Consider the following 19,718-nt stretch of genomic DNA (forward strand, 5'->3'; position numbering starts at 1 on the left):
TTATTAAGCGTCGACGACCGCTCCGCGCCTCCGAGCGGATCAGGTGGGGGTGTCGACTCATACTCATCCCCCGTTCTCCGGGACCCACCCTCGGACCGCTCGTCGACATCGACCCGATCGACCCGCCACGAACCCACATGGAAAACGGTTTAGGACCCTCCGCAAGTGTTGCCAGTATGAAGGTACACGTCGGGACGGCGGCGACCGCCGAGGAGGCGGAGGCGATCGCGCGATCGCTGGCGGAACACCTCGGCGTCGGCGTCGAGGTGCACGTCGGCGACGCGGACGAGCCGGCCGCCAGCGCCGACCCCCCGGAGATCGACTACCCACTCGACGACGATCTCGGGCCGACGGACCGCGAGCGCGACCTCCGGGCGGAGATCGACGACATCCTCGACGGCGGCCCCGAGAAGTACAGGGACCGGCTGCCCGAACAGGGGAAGCTGTTCGTCCGTGACCGGCTCGACCTCTGGTTCGGCGGCGAGGACGGGACGCGGGGTGCGGGTGACGCGAGCGCTTCCGACGGCGGCCCGGTCGGCCTCCACTTCGAGGACGGGAAGTTCGCGGCGTTCGACGACTGGCACCCGACCGCGCCCGACGGCGAGGCGTACGACGAAGGGGACCGCGTCCCCGGTGACGGCCTATTGACGGGAGCTGCCGCCTTCGAGGGGCGTGACGTCCACTTCATGGCGAACGACTTCACGGTGAAGGCGGGGTCAATGGCGGCGAAGGGCGTCGAGAAGTTCCTCCGAATGCAGGAACGGGCGCTGAAAACCGGCAAGCCCGTGCTCTACCTGATGGACTCCTCGGGCGGCCGGATCGACCAGCAGACCGGGTTCTTCGCCAACCGCGAGGGGATCGGGAAGTACTACTACAACCACTCGATGCTGTCGGGCGCCGTCCCGCAGATCTGTGTGTTGTACGGGCCCTGTATCGCCGGCGCGGCGTACACCCCGGTGTTCGCCGACTTCACCGTGATGGTCGAGGGGATGTCGTCGATGGCGATCGCCTCCCCGCGGATGGTGAAGATGGTCACCGGCGAGGAGATCGACCTCGACGAGCTCGGCGGCCCGGCGGTCCACGCCGAACACTCCGGCTCCGCCGATCTCGTTGCGCGCGACGAGGAGCACGCCCGCGAGCTCGTCGCCGACCTCATCGGCTATCTGCCGGATCAAGCCGGGGAGAAACCCCCTCGGTCGGAGCCGAAACCGCCGACGTTCTCCCCCGAGGGCATCGACGAGCTGATCCCCGAGTCGCCGAACCGGCCGTACGACGTCCACGACCTCCTCGACCGGATCGCGGACGCCGAGAGCGTCTTCGAGGTCAAGGATGGCTACGGCACGGAGATCGTCACCGCGTTCTGTCGGATCGACGGTCGTCCCGTCGGCGTCGTCGCCAACCAGCCGACCGAGCGGTCGGGCGCGATCTTCCCCGACGCCGCCGAGAAGGCGGCCGAGTTCATCTGGACGTGTGACGCTTACGAGATCCCCCTCCTCTACCTCTGTGACACGCCGGGATTCATGGCCGGTTCACAGGTCGAGAAGGACGCGATCCTAGAGAAAGGCAAGAAGATGATCTACGCCACCTCCTCGGCCACCGTCCCCAAACAGACGGTCGTCGTCCGGAAGGCGTACGGCGCGGGGATCTACGCGATGGGCGGCCCCGCGTACGACCCGGAGAGCGTGATCGGGCTCCCCTCCGGTGAGATCGCGATCATGGGTCCCGAAGCCGCGATCAACGCGGTGTACGCCCGCAAGCTCGCGGAGATAGACGATCCCGAGGAGCGCGCCGAGACGGAGGCGCGCCTCCGCGAGGAGTACCGCGAGGACATCGACATCCACCGGATGGCGAGCGAGGTCGTCATCGACGAGATCGTTCCTCCGTCCGACCTCCGCGCGGAGCTGGCGGCCCGGTTCGCGTTCTACGAGGACGTCTCGAAGGAGCTCCCGGAGAAGAAACACGGCACGGTCCTGTAACGAGAACGCGCGTCAGGACAGGGGCGAAGCGGGGGCCGAGCGAGTGCGTGAGTCCGGTGTTCACCGCCGGTCGTACGAGTTTCCCGGTCGTACGAGTTTCCCGGTCGTGCGAGTTTCCCGGTCCTGTGCGTCATTCCCGGTCGTCGGACTCACTGTTCAGGGATGGGGATCGGTCGATATCGGTCGGGTCGAACTCCCGCCCGAAGAAAGTGTTGAGCGCCATCTTCGTCCCGACGTACGACCCCACGACGACGATCAGGAACGTGACCACGAGCGCCAGTATCACGTCGAGGACCATACCCGGCGATCGTCGCGCTCCAACAAAAACGTCAACCGATCAGGGGGCACCCTCCCGACCCCGATAGCCTCGGTGAACCGACGGTGAACCGATCGATGGGAGCTCTCAGAGCCCGATCAGGACGTCGGCAGCGCCCTCGAGACCGAACGCGACGACGACGAGCGCGGCCGCGTACGCGGTCGATCCCGCCAGCGACGCGGCGGCGAACCGGGAGGCCGGCACGGACGAACCCGCTGTCGGGACCGCGAGCCAGCCGCGAGCGCCGGGGAGCGCGTTCGACACGGCGACCGCCGGGAGGCCCCAGCGGTCGAGCCAGTCGCCGGCATCGTCGACGCGGTCCGTCGTAACGGGGACGACGCGCGACTCGGTCGGATCGACGCCGAATCGGCGGACGGAGACGAACAGCAACACCTGCCCGAGGGTCGCGCCGACCACGGCGGCGACCACGACCGGGAGGAACGCGACCAGGTCCGTCCCGACCGCGAGCACCGTCGCGACGAACAGGGTTCTGGTCGGGATCAGCTTCCCGATCAGTGCACCCTCGAGGACGAACACACAGAGGAGCACGACGACACCGTAGGTGGCGACGAGGGCAAGCACGACCTCGAACGCCGACGCGATCATACGTACCGTTCGTCGGCATCGTATATAGGTCTTCCATCGCGGCTCGACCGCTGATTCCGGCCGTTCGGCTCGCGATGTCGCGGGGGTTTTTGTTCGGGACGTTCCGACGGAGCGTATGATAGATGTCGGCGTCAAGGCCCCCGACTTCATCGCACCGGCCGTCTCGGACGGGACGGGCGTCGAACTGGAGCTGTACCGGTTGGTCGGGAGCCACCGGGCTGTCGTGTTGTGTTTCGCGCCTGCGAACTTCGTTCCGACGTGCACCGCCGAGTTCGCGGCGATACGCGACGCCGGCTGGCACGACCATCCCGACGTGGCCGTCGTGGCGCTCACCGGCGACTCGTTGTTCTCCGGGTTCGCGTACGCCGACCAGTTCGAGCTCCCGTTCCCGGTCGTCTCTGACTTCCACGGCGGGGTTGCCGACTCCTACGACTTGCTAGCGGAGTCGTGGGAGGGACACTCGGAGATCCCCCGGCGCGCGACCGTCGTCGTCGACGACGACTGGACCGTCCGGTTCGCCGAGGCGACGGGGGACGCGCTCGACCGCCCCGCTCCCGCGCCGGTCGAGAACGCGACCGCGACGCTGCGAGCGATCGGCCCCGACGTCGATCGGCCGCAGGTCGACTACGACGGCGCGTGGTAAATCAGGGTTCTCGCTAGTGGTTTGGCCCGCTCGGTTCGAGAGCCGCGAGACTCCCGCGAGCGCAGCGAGCGGGAGACAGGCCGGGAAACGACTGAAAGGAGTGCACCGGCCGAGATTTGAACTATGGAACGACGGTCGGCTCGCTTCGCTCGCCGCTGCGTCGTTCCGAGTTCAAACTCGCGCTGATTTCTCTCACTTCGTTCGAGAACTGCACCGGCCGAGACTCCCGCGAGTCCAGCGAGCGGGAGACAGGCCGGGAAACGACTGAAAGGAGTGCACCGGCCGAGATTTGAACTATGGAACGACGGTCGGCTCGCTTCGCTCGCCGCTGCGTCGTTCCGAGTTCAAACTCGCGCTGATTTCTCTCACTTCGTTCGAGAACTGCACCGGCCGAGACTCCCGCGAGTCCAGCGAGCGGGAGACAGGCCGGGAAACGACTGAAAGGAGTGCACCGGCCGAGATTTGAACTCGGAATCAGACGTGCTCGCTCGCGGCGTGGCCGCTCACTGCGCGCGACTGATAGCGTTCAAATCTCGCGCTGATTTCTCTCACTTCGTTCGAGAACTGCACCGGCCGAGACTCCCGCGAGTCCAGCGAGCGGGAGACAGGCCGGGAAACGACTGAAAGGAGTGCACCGGCCGAGATTTGAACTCGGGTTGCAACCATGGCAAGGTTGCGTGATACCACTACACTACCGGTGCGTGCGTTGCATTCGATGATGCGTTGGTGAGACACTTAAACCTATCACATCCACGCTGACGGGGGACCGGATCGGGTGACTGGACGCCGATCGCCGGTCGGATCGGCGGTCGCCTGAGTCGCCGGCCAAGGCTTATATCGCGGTCCCTCGAGGGATCGCCATGCGGCTCCGCGAAGCGGTCGCCGGCGCGTGGCGGCGGTTGGAGCCGCCGCCGCGGCTCGTCGACTGGTCGCTCCTCGTCGCTGTCCTCGCGGAGGTCGGCACCGGGCTCGTCTCCTTCACTGTCGGAACTCCCGACGGCTGGCCGCTGTTCTGGCTCCACCGGGCACTGGGGCTCGCCATCGTCGGCCTGATCGGATTCAAACTCCTCCGGGTGCGACACCGGCTGTTGCGGCGGGAGCTGTGGCAGCGCTCGACCGCCATCTCGGTGCTCACGCTCGTCGCCGCCCTCGGGGCGCTTTCGACAGGGATCCTCTGGGTGTTCGGGCTCGATGTCCGGATCTCCTACTGGACGCTGCTGTCGGTCCACGTCGGGTTCGGGCTCGCACTCGTCCCACTCGTCGCCCTTCACGCGACCACCCGATTCCGGCCCCCACGCCGGGTCGACTTCGAGGGGCGGCGGACCGCAGCGCAGTACACGGTCCTCCTCGTCGCCGGCGCGGTGACCTACCGGCTCCAGCAGGGGGTCAACCGACTGCTCTCGACGCCGGGTGCGGCCCGTCGCTTCACCGGCTCCCAGCCCCGCGAGGGCGACGGGAACCGGTCGTTCCCGGTCACCTCTTGGGTCGCCGACGACCCCGACCCGATCGACCGAACCGACTACCACCTGACCGTGACGGGACTCGTCGCGGAGCCACGGGAGCTCTCCGTGGGGGCGCTCGACGCCGACGACGAACGGGAGGCGCTGCTCGACTGCACGAGCGGCTGGTACACGGTCCAGGAGTGGCGTGGGATCCGGGTCGACGAGCTGCTGGAGGCTGCCGAGGGGGTCGAAGGACACGGGGACGCGGAACCGGCGTACGTCCGGTTCGTCTCCGTCACCGGCTACCGCTGGAGTCTCCCGCTCGCGGAGGCGAAAGACGCCTTGCTCGCCACCCACGTCGGCGGGGAGCGACTGGCACACGGCCACGGTGCGCCCGTGCGGCTCGTCGCGCCCGGTCGGCGCGGTTTCCAGTGGGTGAAATGGGTGACTCGGGTGGAGGTCAGAGCTGAGCGCGACCCCGCACAGTGGGTGGTCACCCTGATAAGTGGCTTCGACGACTGACCGCGGTCAGTCGAGATCGAGCAGCGCGGCGACCTCGTCGAGGTACCCGTCGTAGATCCCGACCGCGGATTCGATCGGGTCGGGCGAGGACATGTCGATCCCGGCGCGCTCGACGACCGCGAGCGGGTAGTCGGAGCCGCCCGCCTTCAGCATCTCGCGGTAGTCGGCCGCGGCGGGTTCGCCCTCCTCGAGCACGCGCTCGACGATCGCGGCGGCGGCGGAGATGCCGGTCGCGTACTGGTAGACGTAGAAGTCGTAGTAGAAGTGGGGGATCCGCTGCCACTCGCGCTCGATGCCGCCGGTGAGCTCGGCGGGCTCGTAGTACGACCCTTTCAGGTCCGCGTAGAGCTCGTCGAAGGCGTCGGGAGTGAGCGCCTCGCCGGCCTCGACGCGCTCGTGGATCCGCTGTTCGAAGGCGGCGAACATCGTTTGCCGGAACAGCGTGGACCGGAACCGTTCGAGGTACTCGTCGAGCACGTGAGTCCGGAGCTCGTCGTCCTCGACGTTCTCCAGCAGGTAGTGGGTGAGGAGGGTCTCGTTGACGGTCGAGGCGATCTCGGCGACGAAGATCTCGTAGCTTGCGTCGTGCCACGGCTGGGCGTCACCCGCGAGCTCGGAGTGCATCGAGTGACCGAGCTCGTGGGCCAATGTGTACATCGAGGCGACATCGTCTTGGTAGTTCATCATGATGAACGGCTGGGTGTCGTACGTGCCCGAGGAGAACGCGCCCGACCGCTTGCCGCGGTTCTCGTACACGTCGACCCACCGCGAGTCGAGCCCCTCGGCCATCCGCTCCTGGTACGCCTCGCCGAGCGGCGCGACCGCCTCGATCACCCACTCGGCCGCCTGGTCATACTCCACGTCGGGGCCCTGATCGCCCGTTAGCGACATGTACAGGTCGTGACTCTGGAGCTGGTCGACGCCGAGCGCGTCCGCCTTCAGTTCCGCGTGCCGGTGCAGGACGTCGAGGTTGTCGTCCACGGTGTCGACGAGCGTGTCGTACACCTCGACCGGGACGTTGGTGCCGTCGAGGGCGGCCGCTCGGGCGCTGTCGTAGTTTCGGATCTCCGCGCTCGTCACGTGTTCGCGCACCGCCTTCTCGAGCGACGTGCCGACGGTGTTTCGGACGTCCGCCCACTCGTCGTAGAACGTCTCGTGGACGCGGCGGCGGAAGTCGCGGTCGGGGTTCGTCTGTAGTTTCGTGAAGTTCGCCTGCGTGATCTCCACCGGCTCCCCGTCCGGGTCCTCGACGACGCCGTAGGTCATGTCGGCGTTCGTCAGCATCGAGTAGATCTCGCTCGGCGCGTCGGTGACCTCCGACAGCTCGGCGAGCACCTCCTCGACCTCCGTCGACCGCGTGTGGGGTTTCATCCGCAATACGTCGTCGAAGTAGTGCTCGTACGTCGCCAGCTCGGGCTCCGCCTCGATGAACTCCTGGACCTCCGCCTCGGTCAGCGACTGGAGCTCGGGTTCGAAGTAGGAGGTCGCGCTCGACGCCTCGGACTGTAGCGAGGACGCCTTCGCCGCCATGGCCTGGTACTCCTGATCGCGGGTGTCCTCGGCGCTCCGAAGTCGGGTGTACGTGACGACGCGGGCGAGATCGCGGAACACGTCCTCGCGAAGTTCGAGCAGCTCGAGCAGCGTCTCCGGCCCTTCCGTGACGCGGCCCTCGTACGCCCGCAGTTCGTCGAGACGGTCGGCGAGTGCCTCGTACGCCTCCGTCCATGCCTCGTCGTCCTCGAAGACGCTCTCGAGGTCCCACTTGTACGCCTCGTCGATATCGGACCGCTCGGGAACCGAACTCATATCAACCCGTTTTCCCCCCGAGCACTAAGCCTTGTCAAAAGCGGAAGGCGGGACCGGTTCGCGGCAGCGGGCGACAGGCGATGGGCGACCGGTGGCGAGCGGCAGGCGACGGGCGACAGGCGGCGGGCGGCGAGCCCCACCGGTCGGTATCAATCGGCCGATCGATGTCTGCCAGTCGATCGATGTCTGCCAGTCGATCGGTGTCACCCGGTCGACTCGCCGGACACCCACTCCGCTAGGTCGACGACGAGCACGAGCGCGTCCTCGCCGTCCCGGTAGTAGCGAGTCGCCCGCCGAACGGGCTCGAACCCTTCGTCGGCGTACAGCGATCTGGCTGCCTCGTTGCCCTCGCGGACCTCCAATCGAACGACCGCCGCGCCGCCTGCGTGGAGCCGTGCCAGTCCCGACCGGAGGAGCGCGCGGCCGATCCCCCGGCCGCGGTAGTCGGGGGCGACCGCGAGGTCCTTCACGTGTCCGATGTCGCGACCCGCGTTGGGAGTGACGTCGGCGACGACGAACCCGACGACGCGCCCGTCGCGCTCGGCGATGAGGAACGCCGGCTCGTCCACCAGCCGCTCGAAGGCGTCGTACGGCCACGGGTCGTCGAAACACGCCCGCTCGATCCGAACCACATCGAGCAAGTCGCCCCGTTCGGCACGCCGGATCGTGGCCTCGACGGGAGTCACGGCCCGGTTTCGGTGCCGAACGGAATAAACGCGGCGGGCCGACGCGCCACAGGGAACGGTCCCGGGCCCGTGGTCGCCCGCGCACACGATGGCGCGGTTGTCCGACCACCGGCTGCCGACATGTCGGGATTCACCGAGCGATCCACGGCTCCGATCGGTCGATCTCCGAGGGCGTCGGAGCGTGAACGACGAAGCACGCGCCGCTCGGCCGGAAGTCGTCGCAGGCACCCCCGACAGCCAGGGCGCGTCCGTGTACCGGTCGGTCCGCTGGAGGGTCGATGCGGGGACCGTCGTCCGCCGCCTCGGGCATGGGGTCCGCGAGGCGGACCCGCCAGCCGTGAGACTCGACGATCTCGCGGACAATGTCGAGGCCGTATCCGGTTCCGTGGTCGCTGGTCGTGAACCCGGACTCGAACACGTCCGACCGGTTCTCCGGGTCGATGCCGGGACCGTCGTCGGCGACGATGAACCCGCCGTCCGTCGCGGTCACGGCGATCGTCGGCGCGGCTGAATCCGCCATCGAGCCCGCGGTTCGCGACGTTTCGCTTGTGAAACCGTGTTCCACACTGTCGTCGGGCTCTGCCCGACTGCTAGTCGAGCCGTGCTCGACGCTGTCTCCGGACTGTGTCCGGTTGCTCGTGGAACCGTGTTCCACACTGTTCCGAAACAGGTTCTCGAACACCTGTTGGATCCGGCTCCGATCCCCGCGGATCGTTGCATCGTCGCCGACGAGCAGGTCGGCGTCGGCCGTCCCCGCAACCTCCCATGCGTCGTGGACCACGGCTTCGAGCGAGAACTCCGTCGGCTCGACGAGGCCGTCCCCCTGGCGAGCCAGCGTCAGGAGCTCGGTCGTGAGCTGGTCGATCCGGTCGACCGCCCGCTCGCCGCGGTCGAGGGGGTCGAGGTCGTCCTTGTGTTTGGCCATCTCGATGGACGCACGGATCACGGACAGGGGATTCCGGAGGTCGTGCGAGACGATGCTCGCGAACCGGTCGAGTCTCTCGTTCCGGTCCGCGAGCCGCCGTTCGCGGCGCTTCCGCTCACTCACGTCCCGCGAGTTGATCACCAGTTCGCCGACGGCGTCGTCCGGGAGCGACCGGGTTCTGGACTCCAGCCAGACCCAGTCGCCGTCGGCGGTTCGGTAGCGGTACTCGAACGATGCCGCCGCCGTGTCGGGATCCGAGAGTGCCCGATAGAACCCCTCCGTTACGCGTTCGCGGTCCTCCGGGTGGACGTATCCGAGCGGCGACTGTCCGACGAGCGACCCCTGCTCGTAGCCGAGCACGTCCTCGACCGAGGGGCTCTCGTACCGGACGCGCCCGTCCGCGTCGACGACGGTGACGATGTCGGTACCGTACTCGAGGAACTCCCGGAACCGGTCCGGGAACGCCCCGTCGACATCGACCCGTCGGCTCGTGACGACGCGCCCCTCGAACGCCGGCGCGAGCGCCTCGTCGACGACCGACTCGACCCAGACGTAGCCGCCGCTCGCGTGTCGCAGCCGGTGGGTGACTCGGCGGTCGGTCGCGACCGCCGAGAGCGCGTCCGAGACGGCTGTCCGGCCGTTCGGGTGGACGTACTCCAGGAAGTCGCTTCCCGTGAACGTCCCCCTATCGACCCCGAGCACTCCCGGCACCGACGGTCCGGCGAACGTCACCTCGCCATCGACGGCGACCGTCGCGAGGAAGCGGTCGCTGTCGGTGGGAGGGGCGTCGTTCGTCGGGCGTGTCTGGTCGCGGGGTCGCAGGGTCATCGTTCGACTCGTTCCCGTCTACGAGTGCGTGTATATAAACCAGCGCCCACAAAATACCAGAACTGATATCGATGTCCGGTTGGGGTGCTCGGGTGTCGTTGCTTGACCCGGAACACCGGGAGTCAGAAGCGTTAAACGCTCGCCCGGAATACGCGTTCGTGAGGGCGCGTAGCTCAGCGGACAGAGCACTTGGTTCCGGACCAAGATGCCGCGGGTTCAAATCCCGTCGCGCCCGTTCCGTTTTCTGACGGGGCAAATTGACAGGACGGCGGCCGGGTGTATATAAAACGAACCCCCAGTGACGGGTTTGAGTTCGTCAGGCAGCGTGACGGGGGTCGTCGCCTTCGTGCGGTTCGTGAAATACACCTGACGGAGTCGGGATAAAGTCCTTTGGGTGGTTGGTGGTTTCGTCGTGCTAGGCCAGTCTAGCTCGAGGTTTCACGATTAACCAGCCGCTCTCGTCGGGGCCGGAATCATGACGCTCCCTCGCCCTCTCTTTCTTTGATTTGATATTTCATACTGAAAATATATCTGTCCGGTGTCTAATACTCAACTGATGTATCGGTTCACCCCGGACGAAATCGATCACGAGCGAGCCCACCACCAAGCGGTCATTCAGGGAGCCGACGACCTAGATGTCAAGCGGATCGGTAACCTCGGCGAGCTCGCGTTCGAACAGTTCTGTCGCGAGTACCTCCCCGTCGAGATGTGGGAGTGGGAAAACGAGGAGGCGATCCGACGGTGTAACCCCGAGAGCTTCTCCGGACACGATTTCGAGGTGTTCGGCTACACGGTCGACGTGAAATCCTCACGAGATGTCTCTGCTTTTCTTCCTCAGTCCCTGGTTGAGCGCGATCCCGACGACGACATAGTGGTAATGGTCTGGCACCGGGACAACGAAGACAGTTTGATGCTACTCGGGTGGGAGCGCCTCGAGACCCTGAAGTCGAAGGTCGAAACGGAGGCGGCCTTCTCCGGTGACTCCCCGGAGAAGCTCGACCACCTCGCGGCTCGACCGATGAACGAGCTGCTCGATCTCGGGCCCAATACCGCTCACATGAATCAGAAGCCAGAGAATCCGTTCTCACCGGGAGATCGAGTGGTGAAGGCCGGGGATTCGGAGCCGTCGGTGGGGATCGTCGTCGAGGTTCTGCCCCCGGAGCAGAACACTGGGGCGTTTGGACACGAAATGGACGGGGAAGCTGTGCGGGTCGCGTTCCCGAGTTCGCTCGACGAAGGACCGGGTGCGTGGCGCGACTACCACCCCGCGATCCTCGCGTCGTACTGTGACGACCAGGACGTCAAGCTCTGGACGTACAAACACGAGAATCTCGCATTCGCGGAGAACCCGTATGTATCGGGAGACCAGGTAATCAAGACCAGCCATAACGATCCAAACACAGCCGTCGTGGTGGAAGACTCTGGGGAGCGTGGCGATGACAACGTGACAGTCGCATTCTTGGGTGATGTCGAGGAGGAGGACGTATCGCCGGGAGAGCTTGCGAAGCACTGTGAGGAGAACGGGATCAAGTGTTACACGTACGAGTATTCGGAGCTAGATTTCTCAACCAAAGATTGATCCAGCCGCTGTAACATACTGGTCGCTTTGGCGAGAGGATTTTTATTCAGCCGTGAGAACTTCGATCCTGAATGAGAGTATCGACGGTAAAAGAAGAACTGCTTGATAAGGGGTTACAGATTGACCACGAGCAGTTTGAACAGCTCTGTAAGATGGTGATCGAGCGTGCGGAGCCAACTCGTGAACTTGAGCTAACGCCGTTCCGTGGCGATGGTGGAATCGATATTCACGCGGTCATCGATCGAGAACTGTTCCACGCACGGCTTGGCATTCAAGCGAAACAATATGCTACTGGGAACACCGTCGGAGCCCGCACCCTCCGCGGATTTAAAGGCGCACTCTCAGAGCAACAGTATCACATCGGAACGGTGATCACGACATCCTCGTTCACGTCTGGCGCCGAGACAAGCGCAAACCAAGATTTCATTCGGTTGATCGACGGTGACCGGCTCACGGACATCATGATCGAGAGCAGTATCGGCGTCGTTACAGACGACGAGTCATACGAACTCGATCCCACGTTCTGGAGCGCGTTCGAGAAGCCGGAGCGCACCGACACGATTCCGTCACTAGAAGTACCACAGGCGGACAACTTTGAGGTGATACGCACTGTCATCCAGGCGGTTGGAGTGGGTTCCGACACTAAATCCAATATCGCAGACTACGTCCGAAGACAGACAGATACGGACTCGTTTGATCCGAGGCAAGCGGATTATTACGGTATTGCCGCGTGGCTTCTCCAGTTTCTCCACAAAGAACAGGAGGTCGAAGTCGACAACCACACGATCCGCCGTTGGGGACTCACTCGCCTCGGTGAGGAATACCTCACGTACCTCGATCGTGGCAATCGAGAATCCGCAGATGATCTACTCACACAACAGATCCGTGATGTCGAGATCATCTCCCGCGTATACGCTCAGCTGGAAGTAGACGGTACTCTCTCCCGAAGTGATATTACGGAGATCCTCGCTGCCGAAACAGATCTCTCGGACTCAACCACTCGTCGACGTGCCCGAACCGTCGGACAGTGGCTCGTTCGCCTTCCAGAAATCACTACGAGCGGTCGAGGAGCCCAGCAACAATACGTTCTAGCCTCGACGCCACGCTGAGGGATTTTCGACGACTCATTCTGTAAAGTCGGAGAGGGTCTTTCGTCGTTGCTCATCTGGTGGAACGTTTGTAATGAGTACTTCCGAGACTTCCCCACGACTGCTGGCCTCACTATTTATCGCACGAGTGGCGTCTACGTACCTGACCGAGAACGCGTCGTAGCCCTCGTATAATTCTACAACCGGCGGCGAATTAGAGAGAATCACGGAAACATCCATCTCTGTGAGCTCTATGACGACATCACGAAGCCGCCGTTGGTCCTCTCGATCGAATCCAGCCGCCTGATATGAGTTGAAATCCGCGGTTTTCGACACCGGTTCGTACGGCGGATCAAAATACACAAGATCGCTACTAGAAGCCTCATCGACGACGTAGCTAAAATCCGTATTAAAAACTACTGTGTCTTGGAGAACACGTGATGCCTTCCGAATCCGCTGCTCTTGTACCCAATCTGGATTTGAATACCGTCCGAAAGAGACGTTGAATTCGCCATCACTGTTCTCCCGGTACAATCCGTTGAAACACGTCCGATTCAAGTATAATAGTAAGCTCGCCTCTCGAACCCTCTCGTCCTGTGTTAGAGTCGACTGGGTAAGGTGCGTATTGAACTCCGAGCGAGCGTCGTAGTAGTATTCCTCCGTATGCTCGTGTGTTTTGTTCTCGGCAATGAGGGCGTCCGGTCGGTCTCGAACGATCTCATAAAACGTTGTTAACCGCGTGTTCAGATCGTTTATCGTCCCATCGTCAGGATCCTGATGAAAAAAGACAGCGCCACCCCCTACGAACGGTTCGTGATACGCCTCATATGAGATCGGAAACTGCGCCGTGATCTCTGAGAGAAGCTGGCGCTTCCCACCCGCCCATTTTAAGATCGGCTCCACCATTCAATATAGATCTCCTCGGTATTAGCAAAAAACTGTCTCGTTGGAGTAGCAATCTCTCTCGATACTTGATCAGTCTTGTTGAGATAGCGTTTGGAGAGTAACTACTCTCCGAGCACGGCGACGATGTCGTCGATCGTATAGAGACGTAAATCGTCACGTCCGGCAGCGGCTTCGCGGACGCTATCCGTAAACCCGCTCCGGGAGAACAGCACGTATTCGACGGTTCGCGTGCCACCGCCCGACGGCTGCCACCGGAGTTCCTCGACGTGCGCCTCCAGTGAGCCTAGTGCGCTGTAGTCGAGTGGCGATTCCTGATACTTACACTCGCCGACGACGAGCGTATCCTTGTCAGTGAGCCCGACGACGTCGATCTCGTGGTCCTGATACCACCACTGTCCGACATCGACGATCGGTGTCTCATCGTACAGCGTCCACAGGGCCTCACAACACAGCTGTTCGAAGGCGGGAGCGACGAAGTCGGCCAACTCCGGTTCGACGAGTCGCTCGTAGGCCTTGTCGCCGAACTGGTCGTAGCGATCTGAACTCCCGTACAGGAACCGGAACCAGAACCGGAACAAGGGGTCACGCAGCCGATACTGACTTCGCTTGGATCGCTCCGGCTTCTCGGTCACCGGCACGTGCCGTTCGATAAGCCGAAGCCGAGAGAGTCGATCCAAATACGTCGATAGCTGGTTGTAGTCGATACCTGTCACACCGGCGATCTCGTTCCGTCCGGTCGCCCCGCCGGCGATCGCTTCGAGGATCGAGAAGTAGCGCGTCGGCTCTGTCAGCTCCATACGAAGAACGTGCTCCGGCTCGTTGCGGAGTGACCCGTGACGGGTCAGCACCGTCTGCTGGATGTTCTCGCCGAACGATCGATCCGCGTCGAGTTCCTCGAGGTAGTAGGGAACGCCACCGAACACGCTCCACGCACGCACGGCCTCGTCCGCTGTCGCATCGTCCGGGAGAAACTCCATCGCGGCGTCGAACGAGAGTTCACGGATATCAAGTGTGAGGGACGTCCGGCCGTACAACGGGCTGTCTCCGAGTAGCGTTGCTTCCTCCATCATGCTGATCGACGATCCGACCAGAACGAACGTCGTCTCCGATTCGTCGAAGTCGTGATCGAACAACGCCTGTAACACTGACGGAAGACTCTCGTCCTGTTCGATCAGGTACGGAAACTCGTCGAGGACGACGATTGCATTCTGATCGGCCAGATACCTGAATAGCCGCTCCCAGTCGGGACGAATGTCTTCGATGCCGGGAAACGTCTCGGCTGCGGCCTCGATGAACTGTTCCAGTTGGAGCTCTCGCGTCTTCTGTCGTGCCTGATAGAAGACTGCGTTCTCCTGTCTCTCAAGCGCCTTCTTTACGAGTCTCGTTTTCCCCAGCCGTCGCCGCCCGTACACGACCGCAAGGTCTGCGCTCCCCGAGTCGAAGAGATCGTAGAGTCGATCCAGTTCCTCCGACCGGTTCACGAAGTCTACCATGGCGACGAGTTAGTGACTGTAGAATAAAAATATTCTGAATAATCATATTCTAGAATATCATATTTGAGTATATTATAATGGGCAGTGACGAACAGTGATCGGCGAGCGCGTCTCAGATGTTGTCGAGATACCCTCGGCGCTGCTCCATTTTCTCATGCTGACTCCGTCGGTCGTAGTGCTCGTCGAGAACTCCCGGTGTCACGTTCGCACGATCGCTGACGACGTCTTTCGGAACATCATTGTTCAGGTGGTGAGTGATTCCACCACGTCGAAGGGCGTGTGGACTGACGCTTGAGGGGCAGTCAAACGCGGCAGTATACACCATCGCGTCACAATCGTCTGGATCACGGTCGTGGGGACACTCTCCAGTGGAAATACAGGGCCTTGTGTACCTATAGCAATCACCTCGAAGCGTTGATCGATGTGCTCGCCCGTTCGATGTCGACACAAGTGGTCGTCTCTCGAACTCGTCATCAACATCGGGCCGTCGATTCGAGATCCAGTCATCGAGCAACCGACACACCTCGTTCGATAACGCGATCAACCGTTCTCCATCGGTACCGTTCTTGATCGTCGTTCCCGTCTCTGAGCGGTTGATGACGGCGATGTACCGCCCTTCCGGATCGTAGTCGTCGACGTCGAGCGAGTGGACCGCGCCAGTTCGCATCAGCGTGATCACGACGTGAGGACGTGACGCGTACTCGTACTTCGAGAGGTACTCGAGAACCTCCTCAGCACGATCGGACTCGAGCATCACGTCGCGGACGTTCTGCCCGTCTCGCAACACGGGCGACCGCACCTTCGTATGGAGATCGTCGACGACGGCGTCGATGCTCTCTAACCATTTCACGAAGACGCGAATCGTGTCCATCTGGGTCTTCTCCGTCGCGGGCGCGAGGTCACCCTCGCGACGACGTCACAGACGATACGCGTGAAGGCTCCGTCCGCTCAGCTCATTCAGGTTGTCTATGTCTTCTTCACCACACCAGCGAACGAAGTGACCGAGACGGGAGCTGTGCGAGTACAGCGTTGCTTTGGCCACCTCGGCTTCGCGATCGGCGAGGTACAGTTCTACGGCTGTTTCCGGGTCGATTGGTTCGAGACTCATCGCTCTTGGTGGCGCGAGTCGCAGTTACGACCCCGATCTGAAGTCCTCGATTTCGGGCAGTACAGGCCCGAAAGGACGATCCGTTCTCAGTATGAACTCGCGCCCGTCGCGCCCGTTCCGTTTCGTAACGATCCACATCCAACGGACAGGATCGTGTTCATTTACCCATCGATCCCAGCTGACGGTGGCGGCACTCATTGAGCAGCTCGTGCACGTGATCGTTGACGAGGCCATCCAGCGGACGCCGTTCGTCGACGGAGTCGCACCCGGCCGCGGCGTCGGTTGCGAGGTACGTGCACGGGGAACGCCCTTACCGCGGGAAACCGCCGCCCATGATCGCGGTCTGTCGCTTAGTCAGCAGGCGGATGCTGGTCTCACCATTCGATGGTAAGAGAAGAGCAGAGACGTGTGAGGAAGAGCGGGCCTATCTTTTTTCAAGGCGAGAATCCCGCTGTTTACGGCGGGCGTGAAGCCGACAACTCCTATACGAACCACCGTCGGTTGCAGGCCGAATACCCCACGACTGCAAACATTTATTAGAATTGGGTGTGCAGAAATCAGTACGGCCAAATGAAGTACAACCTCGAAACCGGGTCGCACACGGTCTACGCACTCCAATATCACTTCGTGACCGTCACGAAGTACCGCGCAGACCTACTCACCGACGAAATCGCAGAACGGGTCGGTGAGATTGCCAGCGACATCTCAGAGGATTTCGGCGTGAACATCCAGAACGTCAACGGCGGAAGCGACCACGTTCACATCCTCTTCACGGCGAAGCCAACGACTGACCTCACCAAGTTCATCAACTCGCTCAAGGGCGTCACGTCCCGCAAAATCCGTGACGAGAACCCCGAGGTTCGGCAGGCACTCAACAAAGCGTTCTGGCAACCGGGATACTTCCTCGCCACCACCGGCCAAGTGAGCATCGACGTACTCATGAAGTACGTCGAGGGGCAGTAGCGATGTCCACGACCGTCACGAAGACGTTGCAGGCGACGTTCGCGCCCCCCACCGCGCACAAGCAGTCGAAACTCAACGACCTGCTCGACACGTACCGTGACGGTCTGCAAGAGGCGTTCGACGCCGGGGCGAGTACCATGTCGGCGGTGAGCGACATCGTGACGCCCTACGACCTGCCGTATCAGGCCAAAGCCGCGCTCTGCAACTACGTCCCGAAACTCCGCAAGACGTACAACGCGAAGGAGTTGGACGACGGCCACCCGATACGGCTCACGAACCAAGCCGCGAAGTTCGACCACTCCGACGAGCGCGACTACGAATTCACGTGGTGGGTTCCCCGCCCCGGTCGGGGAACGAACTTCTGGATACCGCTCCGCATCAACCCCGAACAGGAAGACCTCTGGCACGACCTCGTATCGGAGGACGCGAAGGCGGGCGAGATACGACTTCAGCAACACCGGAAGAACTGGGTACTGCACGTCACCGCCGAGTACCCAGTCGAAGAACCAGCGACAGACGGTGACGCCACGCACATCGGCTTAGACATCGGAGAAACCGCCCTCATCACGGGCTGTGCCCTCAAGGAAGGTTCTCCGACTGACCCGTTCGTGTGTAGCGGAAGCAGAGCGAAGCATCTCCGCAAAGAGATGCACACGACCCTGAAACGACTCCAAGAGCGTGACGCATCCGAGTGGCGGATTGACGACCGATTCAGCCACTACCAGAACGCGCTCACCGACATCGTGGAGAAAGCGTCTTGGCAAGCCGTCGAGTACGCCAAACGGTACGAGAACCCGGTGTTGGTGATGGAGGACTTGACGTACATCCGTGAACGGCTCAACTACGGGAAGTACATGAACCGTCGGCTTCACTCGTGGGCGTTCGCCCGACTGCAGGGGCGCATCGAGGACAAGGCGACGGAAGCGGGTATCCCGGTCGAGTACGTGAATCCGGCGTACACGTCGCAGACGTGTCACTCGTGCCACCGTATCGGTCGGCGGGACTCGCAGGCCGAGTTCCGATGTCCGAACGACGACTGCCACGTTTCGACGTTTCAGGCCGACATCAACGCTTCCGCGAATATCGCACGACGGATTGACCCGTGGGGAGAGAGCGTCCCGCTTGACAAGGCGGAACGCGATGACTCACATCGGGATGGGAGCGGTTGTGACACCGCCACGACTCACCGTGAGAAGAGCGTACCAGCGCAGATGACGCTCACGGCCTACGAAGAGCCGAAACCCTCTGCCAGCGACGACTAACTGGTATTCCCCATGCGTGGGAAGCCTCGCCGTTTACGGCGAGGAGGATGTCACTCGTCTTCGGGCGCGCCGCGGGCGTCTCGATCCGACTCCCTGCCGGTTGCCCGGTCGAGCAACATGACCGCGCCGCCGAGCAGGGCGACGTTCTTCAGGAAATTGATCTTGTTGGCGTGACGCTGTTCCCCCTCCATCGTCCAGAAATCGTGGATCGCGGGGGTCGTCCCGAGGAAGAAGACGATCACGGCCCCCGCGGCGGCCCGGGGGAACCGCCAGAGCACGATACCGAGGTTAGCGACGAACAGCATTCCGGTGACGAACGGAACGAGGAGCTCCGGCATCGGGACCCCCTTCGCTTCCGCGACCGCGACCCGCTTGTCATTGTTCTTGAATCCGTCGAGTGCCATGTACGCCAGGATACCGGCGTACAGCGACCGTCCAAGCGTCGATGGGGGATCGCGCGTGACGGCGTCGTCGCCACCCATCTCACACCACCTCGATCCGGCTGACGTTCGCGTCGACCCGGCCGGCCGTTTCGTAGGTTCCCTCGTCGGTCCGACGAACGATCCGTCCCTCGACGTCGTCGCGCTGGTCGGGGACGTCGAACAGCCCGGAGCCGCAGATCACCTCGCCGTCGTGGACCGCCCAGGTCTCGATCACTTCGTGTGGCTCGCCGGGGAAGGGAACGCGCTCGAAGTCGCGGCCGAAGTTGGTCGATTCGAACAGCGCGACCTCGTGGTCGTCGTTCACCCAGGCCGGCGGGGCCTCCTCGCCGCCACAGAAGAAGACGGTCCCGTCGTGGACGAACACCCGCCGGATGTAGGAGAAGTCGTTACCGCGGTCGAGACGGCTCCAGGAGTCGCCGGCGTCGGTCGTCCGCCACAGCCCGCCCTCCCCGACGGCGTGGCCGAGCCCGAGGTTCTCCAAGTCGTGATCGAGGTAGCCGGTCGTCGCCAGCCAGACGTCCTCGGAGATCGGGAGGACCTGATGGATGTCGTCGACGATGGTGTCGCGGCGGTCGTGCCACGTCCGCCCCCCGTCGCGACTGAGGTGGATCCCGCCCGCCTCGACGCCGGCGATCAGGTGTTCGGGTCGGCCCGGGACCGCTTCGAGCGCGCGCAGCCGTGCGTAGTGTGGGTCGATCGGCGACTCCCAGTGCCCTCGCGAGGGGAGCTCCCGGAACCCCTTCAGCTCGGTCCAAGTGTCGCCGGCGTCGACGGAACGAAAGACGTACGGGTCGTTCGTGCCCGCGTACAGCGCGCCGTCGGCGGTCGCGAGGATCGACCACACCTCGCTCTGCCCCGCGTGCCAGAACCGGTCGCCGAGCGGGACGCCGAGGTCCTCGAACGTCTCACCCCCGTCGACCGACCGGTACGCCCCCGTGCTCGACGCGACGAAGACGCCGTCGGTGTGGCCCCACGACGTCACGGCGGTGACGACCCCGCAGTCGAGGACTCGCTCGGGCTCACCGCGCTCGAACGGCACGTCGGCGACGCGGTACAGCCCGTTATCCGTTCCGATCAATAGTGTCATACCCGAGAGTGTGAGTCCGACGCATACTAAAGTTTTACC

At 63.2% G+C, this 19,718-nt stretch carries 16 protein-coding genes, 2 tRNA genes and 1 pseudogene; 8 read left to right on the forward strand and 11 right to left on the reverse strand.

Annotation, left to right across the window (positions count from 1 at the left end):
• Positions 1–176 precede the first annotated feature (176 nt).
• Positions 177–1,976, forward strand: coding sequence for an acyl-CoA carboxylase subunit beta (locus ACZ5TV_RS08650; RefSeq protein WP_379780518.1), 1,800 nt, complete (start codon positions 177–179; stop codon positions 1,974–1,976).
• A 130-nt stretch (positions 1,977–2,106) separates the two neighbouring features.
• On the opposite strand, the gene ACZ5TV_RS08655 is transcribed toward ACZ5TV_RS08650, so the two are convergent.
• Both ACZ5TV_RS08655 and ACZ5TV_RS08660 read right to left on the reverse strand, forming a co-directional pair.
• Positions 2,107–2,274, reverse strand: a complete 168-nt coding sequence (locus tag ACZ5TV_RS08655; RefSeq protein WP_379780516.1) for a hypothetical protein — start codon at positions 2,272–2,274, stop codon at positions 2,107–2,109.
• 105 nt (positions 2,275–2,379) lie between these two features.
• Complete coding sequence (locus tag ACZ5TV_RS08660; protein ID WP_464383706.1) at positions 2,380–2,898, reverse strand: VTT domain-containing protein; 519 nt, start codon at positions 2,896–2,898, stop codon at positions 2,380–2,382.
• Positions 2,899–3,013: 115 nt separating this feature from the next.
• On the opposite strand from ACZ5TV_RS08660, the gene ACZ5TV_RS08665 reads away from it, so the two are divergent.
• Complete coding sequence (locus ACZ5TV_RS08665; protein ID WP_379783875.1) at positions 3,014–3,541, forward strand: redoxin domain-containing protein; 528 nt, start codon at positions 3,014–3,016, stop codon at positions 3,539–3,541.
• A gap of 630 nt (positions 3,542–4,171) precedes the next feature.
• Here the strand turns inward: ACZ5TV_RS08665 and ACZ5TV_RS08670 are convergent.
• Positions 4,172–4,242 (reverse strand) — tRNA-Gly (locus ACZ5TV_RS08670).
• A gap of 159 nt (positions 4,243–4,401) precedes the next feature.
• On the opposite strand from ACZ5TV_RS08670, the gene ACZ5TV_RS08675 reads away from it, so the two are divergent.
• On the forward strand, positions 4,402–5,505 hold the full coding sequence (locus ACZ5TV_RS08675) for a molybdopterin-dependent oxidoreductase (RefSeq protein WP_379780318.1): 1,104 nt from the start codon (positions 4,402–4,404) through the stop codon (positions 5,503–5,505).
• Between the two features lie 6 nt (positions 5,506–5,511).
• Here the strand turns inward: ACZ5TV_RS08675 and pepF are convergent, their stop codons facing one another.
• The 3 genes from pepF to ACZ5TV_RS08690 all read right to left on the reverse strand — a co-directional run bounded on the left by pepF (position 5,512) and on the right by ACZ5TV_RS08690 (position 9,750).
• Positions 5,512–7,311, reverse strand: a complete 1,800-nt coding sequence (gene pepF / locus ACZ5TV_RS08680; RefSeq protein ID WP_379780316.1) for an oligoendopeptidase F — start codon at positions 7,309–7,311, stop codon at positions 5,512–5,514.
• Between the two features lie 203 nt (positions 7,312–7,514).
• Positions 7,515–7,997: a ribosomal protein S18-alanine N-acetyltransferase gene (gene rimI / locus ACZ5TV_RS08685; RefSeq protein ID WP_379780314.1), complete on the reverse strand. Its 483-nt coding sequence runs from the start codon at positions 7,995–7,997 to the stop codon at positions 7,515–7,517.
• A 130-nt stretch (positions 7,998–8,127) separates the two neighbouring features.
• Positions 8,128–9,750, reverse strand: coding sequence for a PAS domain-containing protein (locus ACZ5TV_RS08690; RefSeq protein WP_379780311.1), 1,623 nt, complete (start codon positions 9,748–9,750; stop codon positions 8,128–8,130).
• A gap of 162 nt (positions 9,751–9,912) precedes the next feature.
• Between ACZ5TV_RS08690 and ACZ5TV_RS08695 the strand changes: the two genes are divergently transcribed.
• From ACZ5TV_RS08695 to ACZ5TV_RS08705, 3 genes are all read left to right on the forward strand, one after another.
• Positions 9,913–9,985: transfer RNA gene (locus ACZ5TV_RS08695), tRNA-Arg, on the forward strand.
• Between the two features lie 321 nt (positions 9,986–10,306).
• The gene (locus ACZ5TV_RS08700; RefSeq protein ID WP_379780309.1) at positions 10,307–11,329 is read left to right on the forward strand and encodes a DUF7961 domain-containing protein; all 1,023 of its coding nucleotides are present in this window, start codon (positions 10,307–10,309) and stop codon (positions 11,327–11,329) included.
• Between the two features lie 71 nt (positions 11,330–11,400).
• Positions 11,401–12,438 (forward strand): restriction endonuclease, encoded by a 1,038-nt coding sequence (locus ACZ5TV_RS08705; RefSeq protein WP_379780307.1) that lies wholly within the window; start codon positions 11,401–11,403, stop codon positions 12,436–12,438.
• A 15-nt stretch (positions 12,439–12,453) separates the two neighbouring features.
• Here the strand turns inward: ACZ5TV_RS08705 and ACZ5TV_RS08710 are convergent, their stop codons facing one another.
• The 3 genes and pseudogenes from ACZ5TV_RS08710 to ACZ5TV_RS08720 form a co-directional block, all read right to left on the reverse strand.
• Positions 12,454–13,323, reverse strand: coding sequence for a DNA adenine methylase (locus ACZ5TV_RS08710; RefSeq protein ID WP_379780305.1), 870 nt, complete (start codon positions 13,321–13,323; stop codon positions 12,454–12,456).
• Between the two features lie 101 nt (positions 13,324–13,424).
• Positions 13,425–14,816 (reverse strand): ATP-binding protein, encoded by a 1,392-nt coding sequence (locus ACZ5TV_RS08715; protein ID WP_379780303.1) that lies wholly within the window; start codon positions 14,814–14,816, stop codon positions 13,425–13,427.
• A gap of 112 nt (positions 14,817–14,928) precedes the next feature.
• A pseudogene (locus ACZ5TV_RS08720) lies at positions 14,929–15,924 on the reverse strand (tyrosine-type recombinase/integrase).
• Between the two features lie 570 nt (positions 15,925–16,494).
• Here ACZ5TV_RS08720 and tnpA point away from each other — a divergent pair.
• Both tnpA and ACZ5TV_RS08730 read left to right on the forward strand, forming a co-directional pair.
• A complete protein-coding gene (gene tnpA, locus ACZ5TV_RS08725; RefSeq protein WP_379784026.1) occupies positions 16,495–16,887 on the forward strand; it encodes an IS200/IS605 family transposase in 393 nt (130 codons plus the stop codon).
• Between the two features lie 2 nt (positions 16,888–16,889).
• A complete protein-coding gene (locus ACZ5TV_RS08730) occupies positions 16,890–18,149 on the forward strand; it encodes an RNA-guided endonuclease InsQ/TnpB family protein (protein WP_464383707.1) in 1,260 nt (419 codons plus the stop codon).
• 50 nt (positions 18,150–18,199) lie between these two features.
• Here the strand turns inward: ACZ5TV_RS08730 and ACZ5TV_RS08735 are convergent, their stop codons facing one another.
• Both ACZ5TV_RS08735 and ACZ5TV_RS08740 read right to left on the reverse strand, forming a co-directional pair.
• Positions 18,200–18,631, reverse strand: a complete 432-nt coding sequence (locus tag ACZ5TV_RS08735) for a DoxX family protein (RefSeq protein ID WP_379779296.1) — start codon at positions 18,629–18,631, stop codon at positions 18,200–18,202.
• 1 nt (position 18,632) lies between these two features.
• Entirely contained in the window at positions 18,633–19,679 is a 1,047-nt protein-coding gene (locus tag ACZ5TV_RS08740; RefSeq protein ID WP_379779294.1) for a WD40/YVTN/BNR-like repeat-containing protein, read from the reverse strand.
• Positions 19,680–19,718: the final 39 nt, after the last annotated feature.

The organism is Halorubrum tibetense (assembly GCF_055396225.1).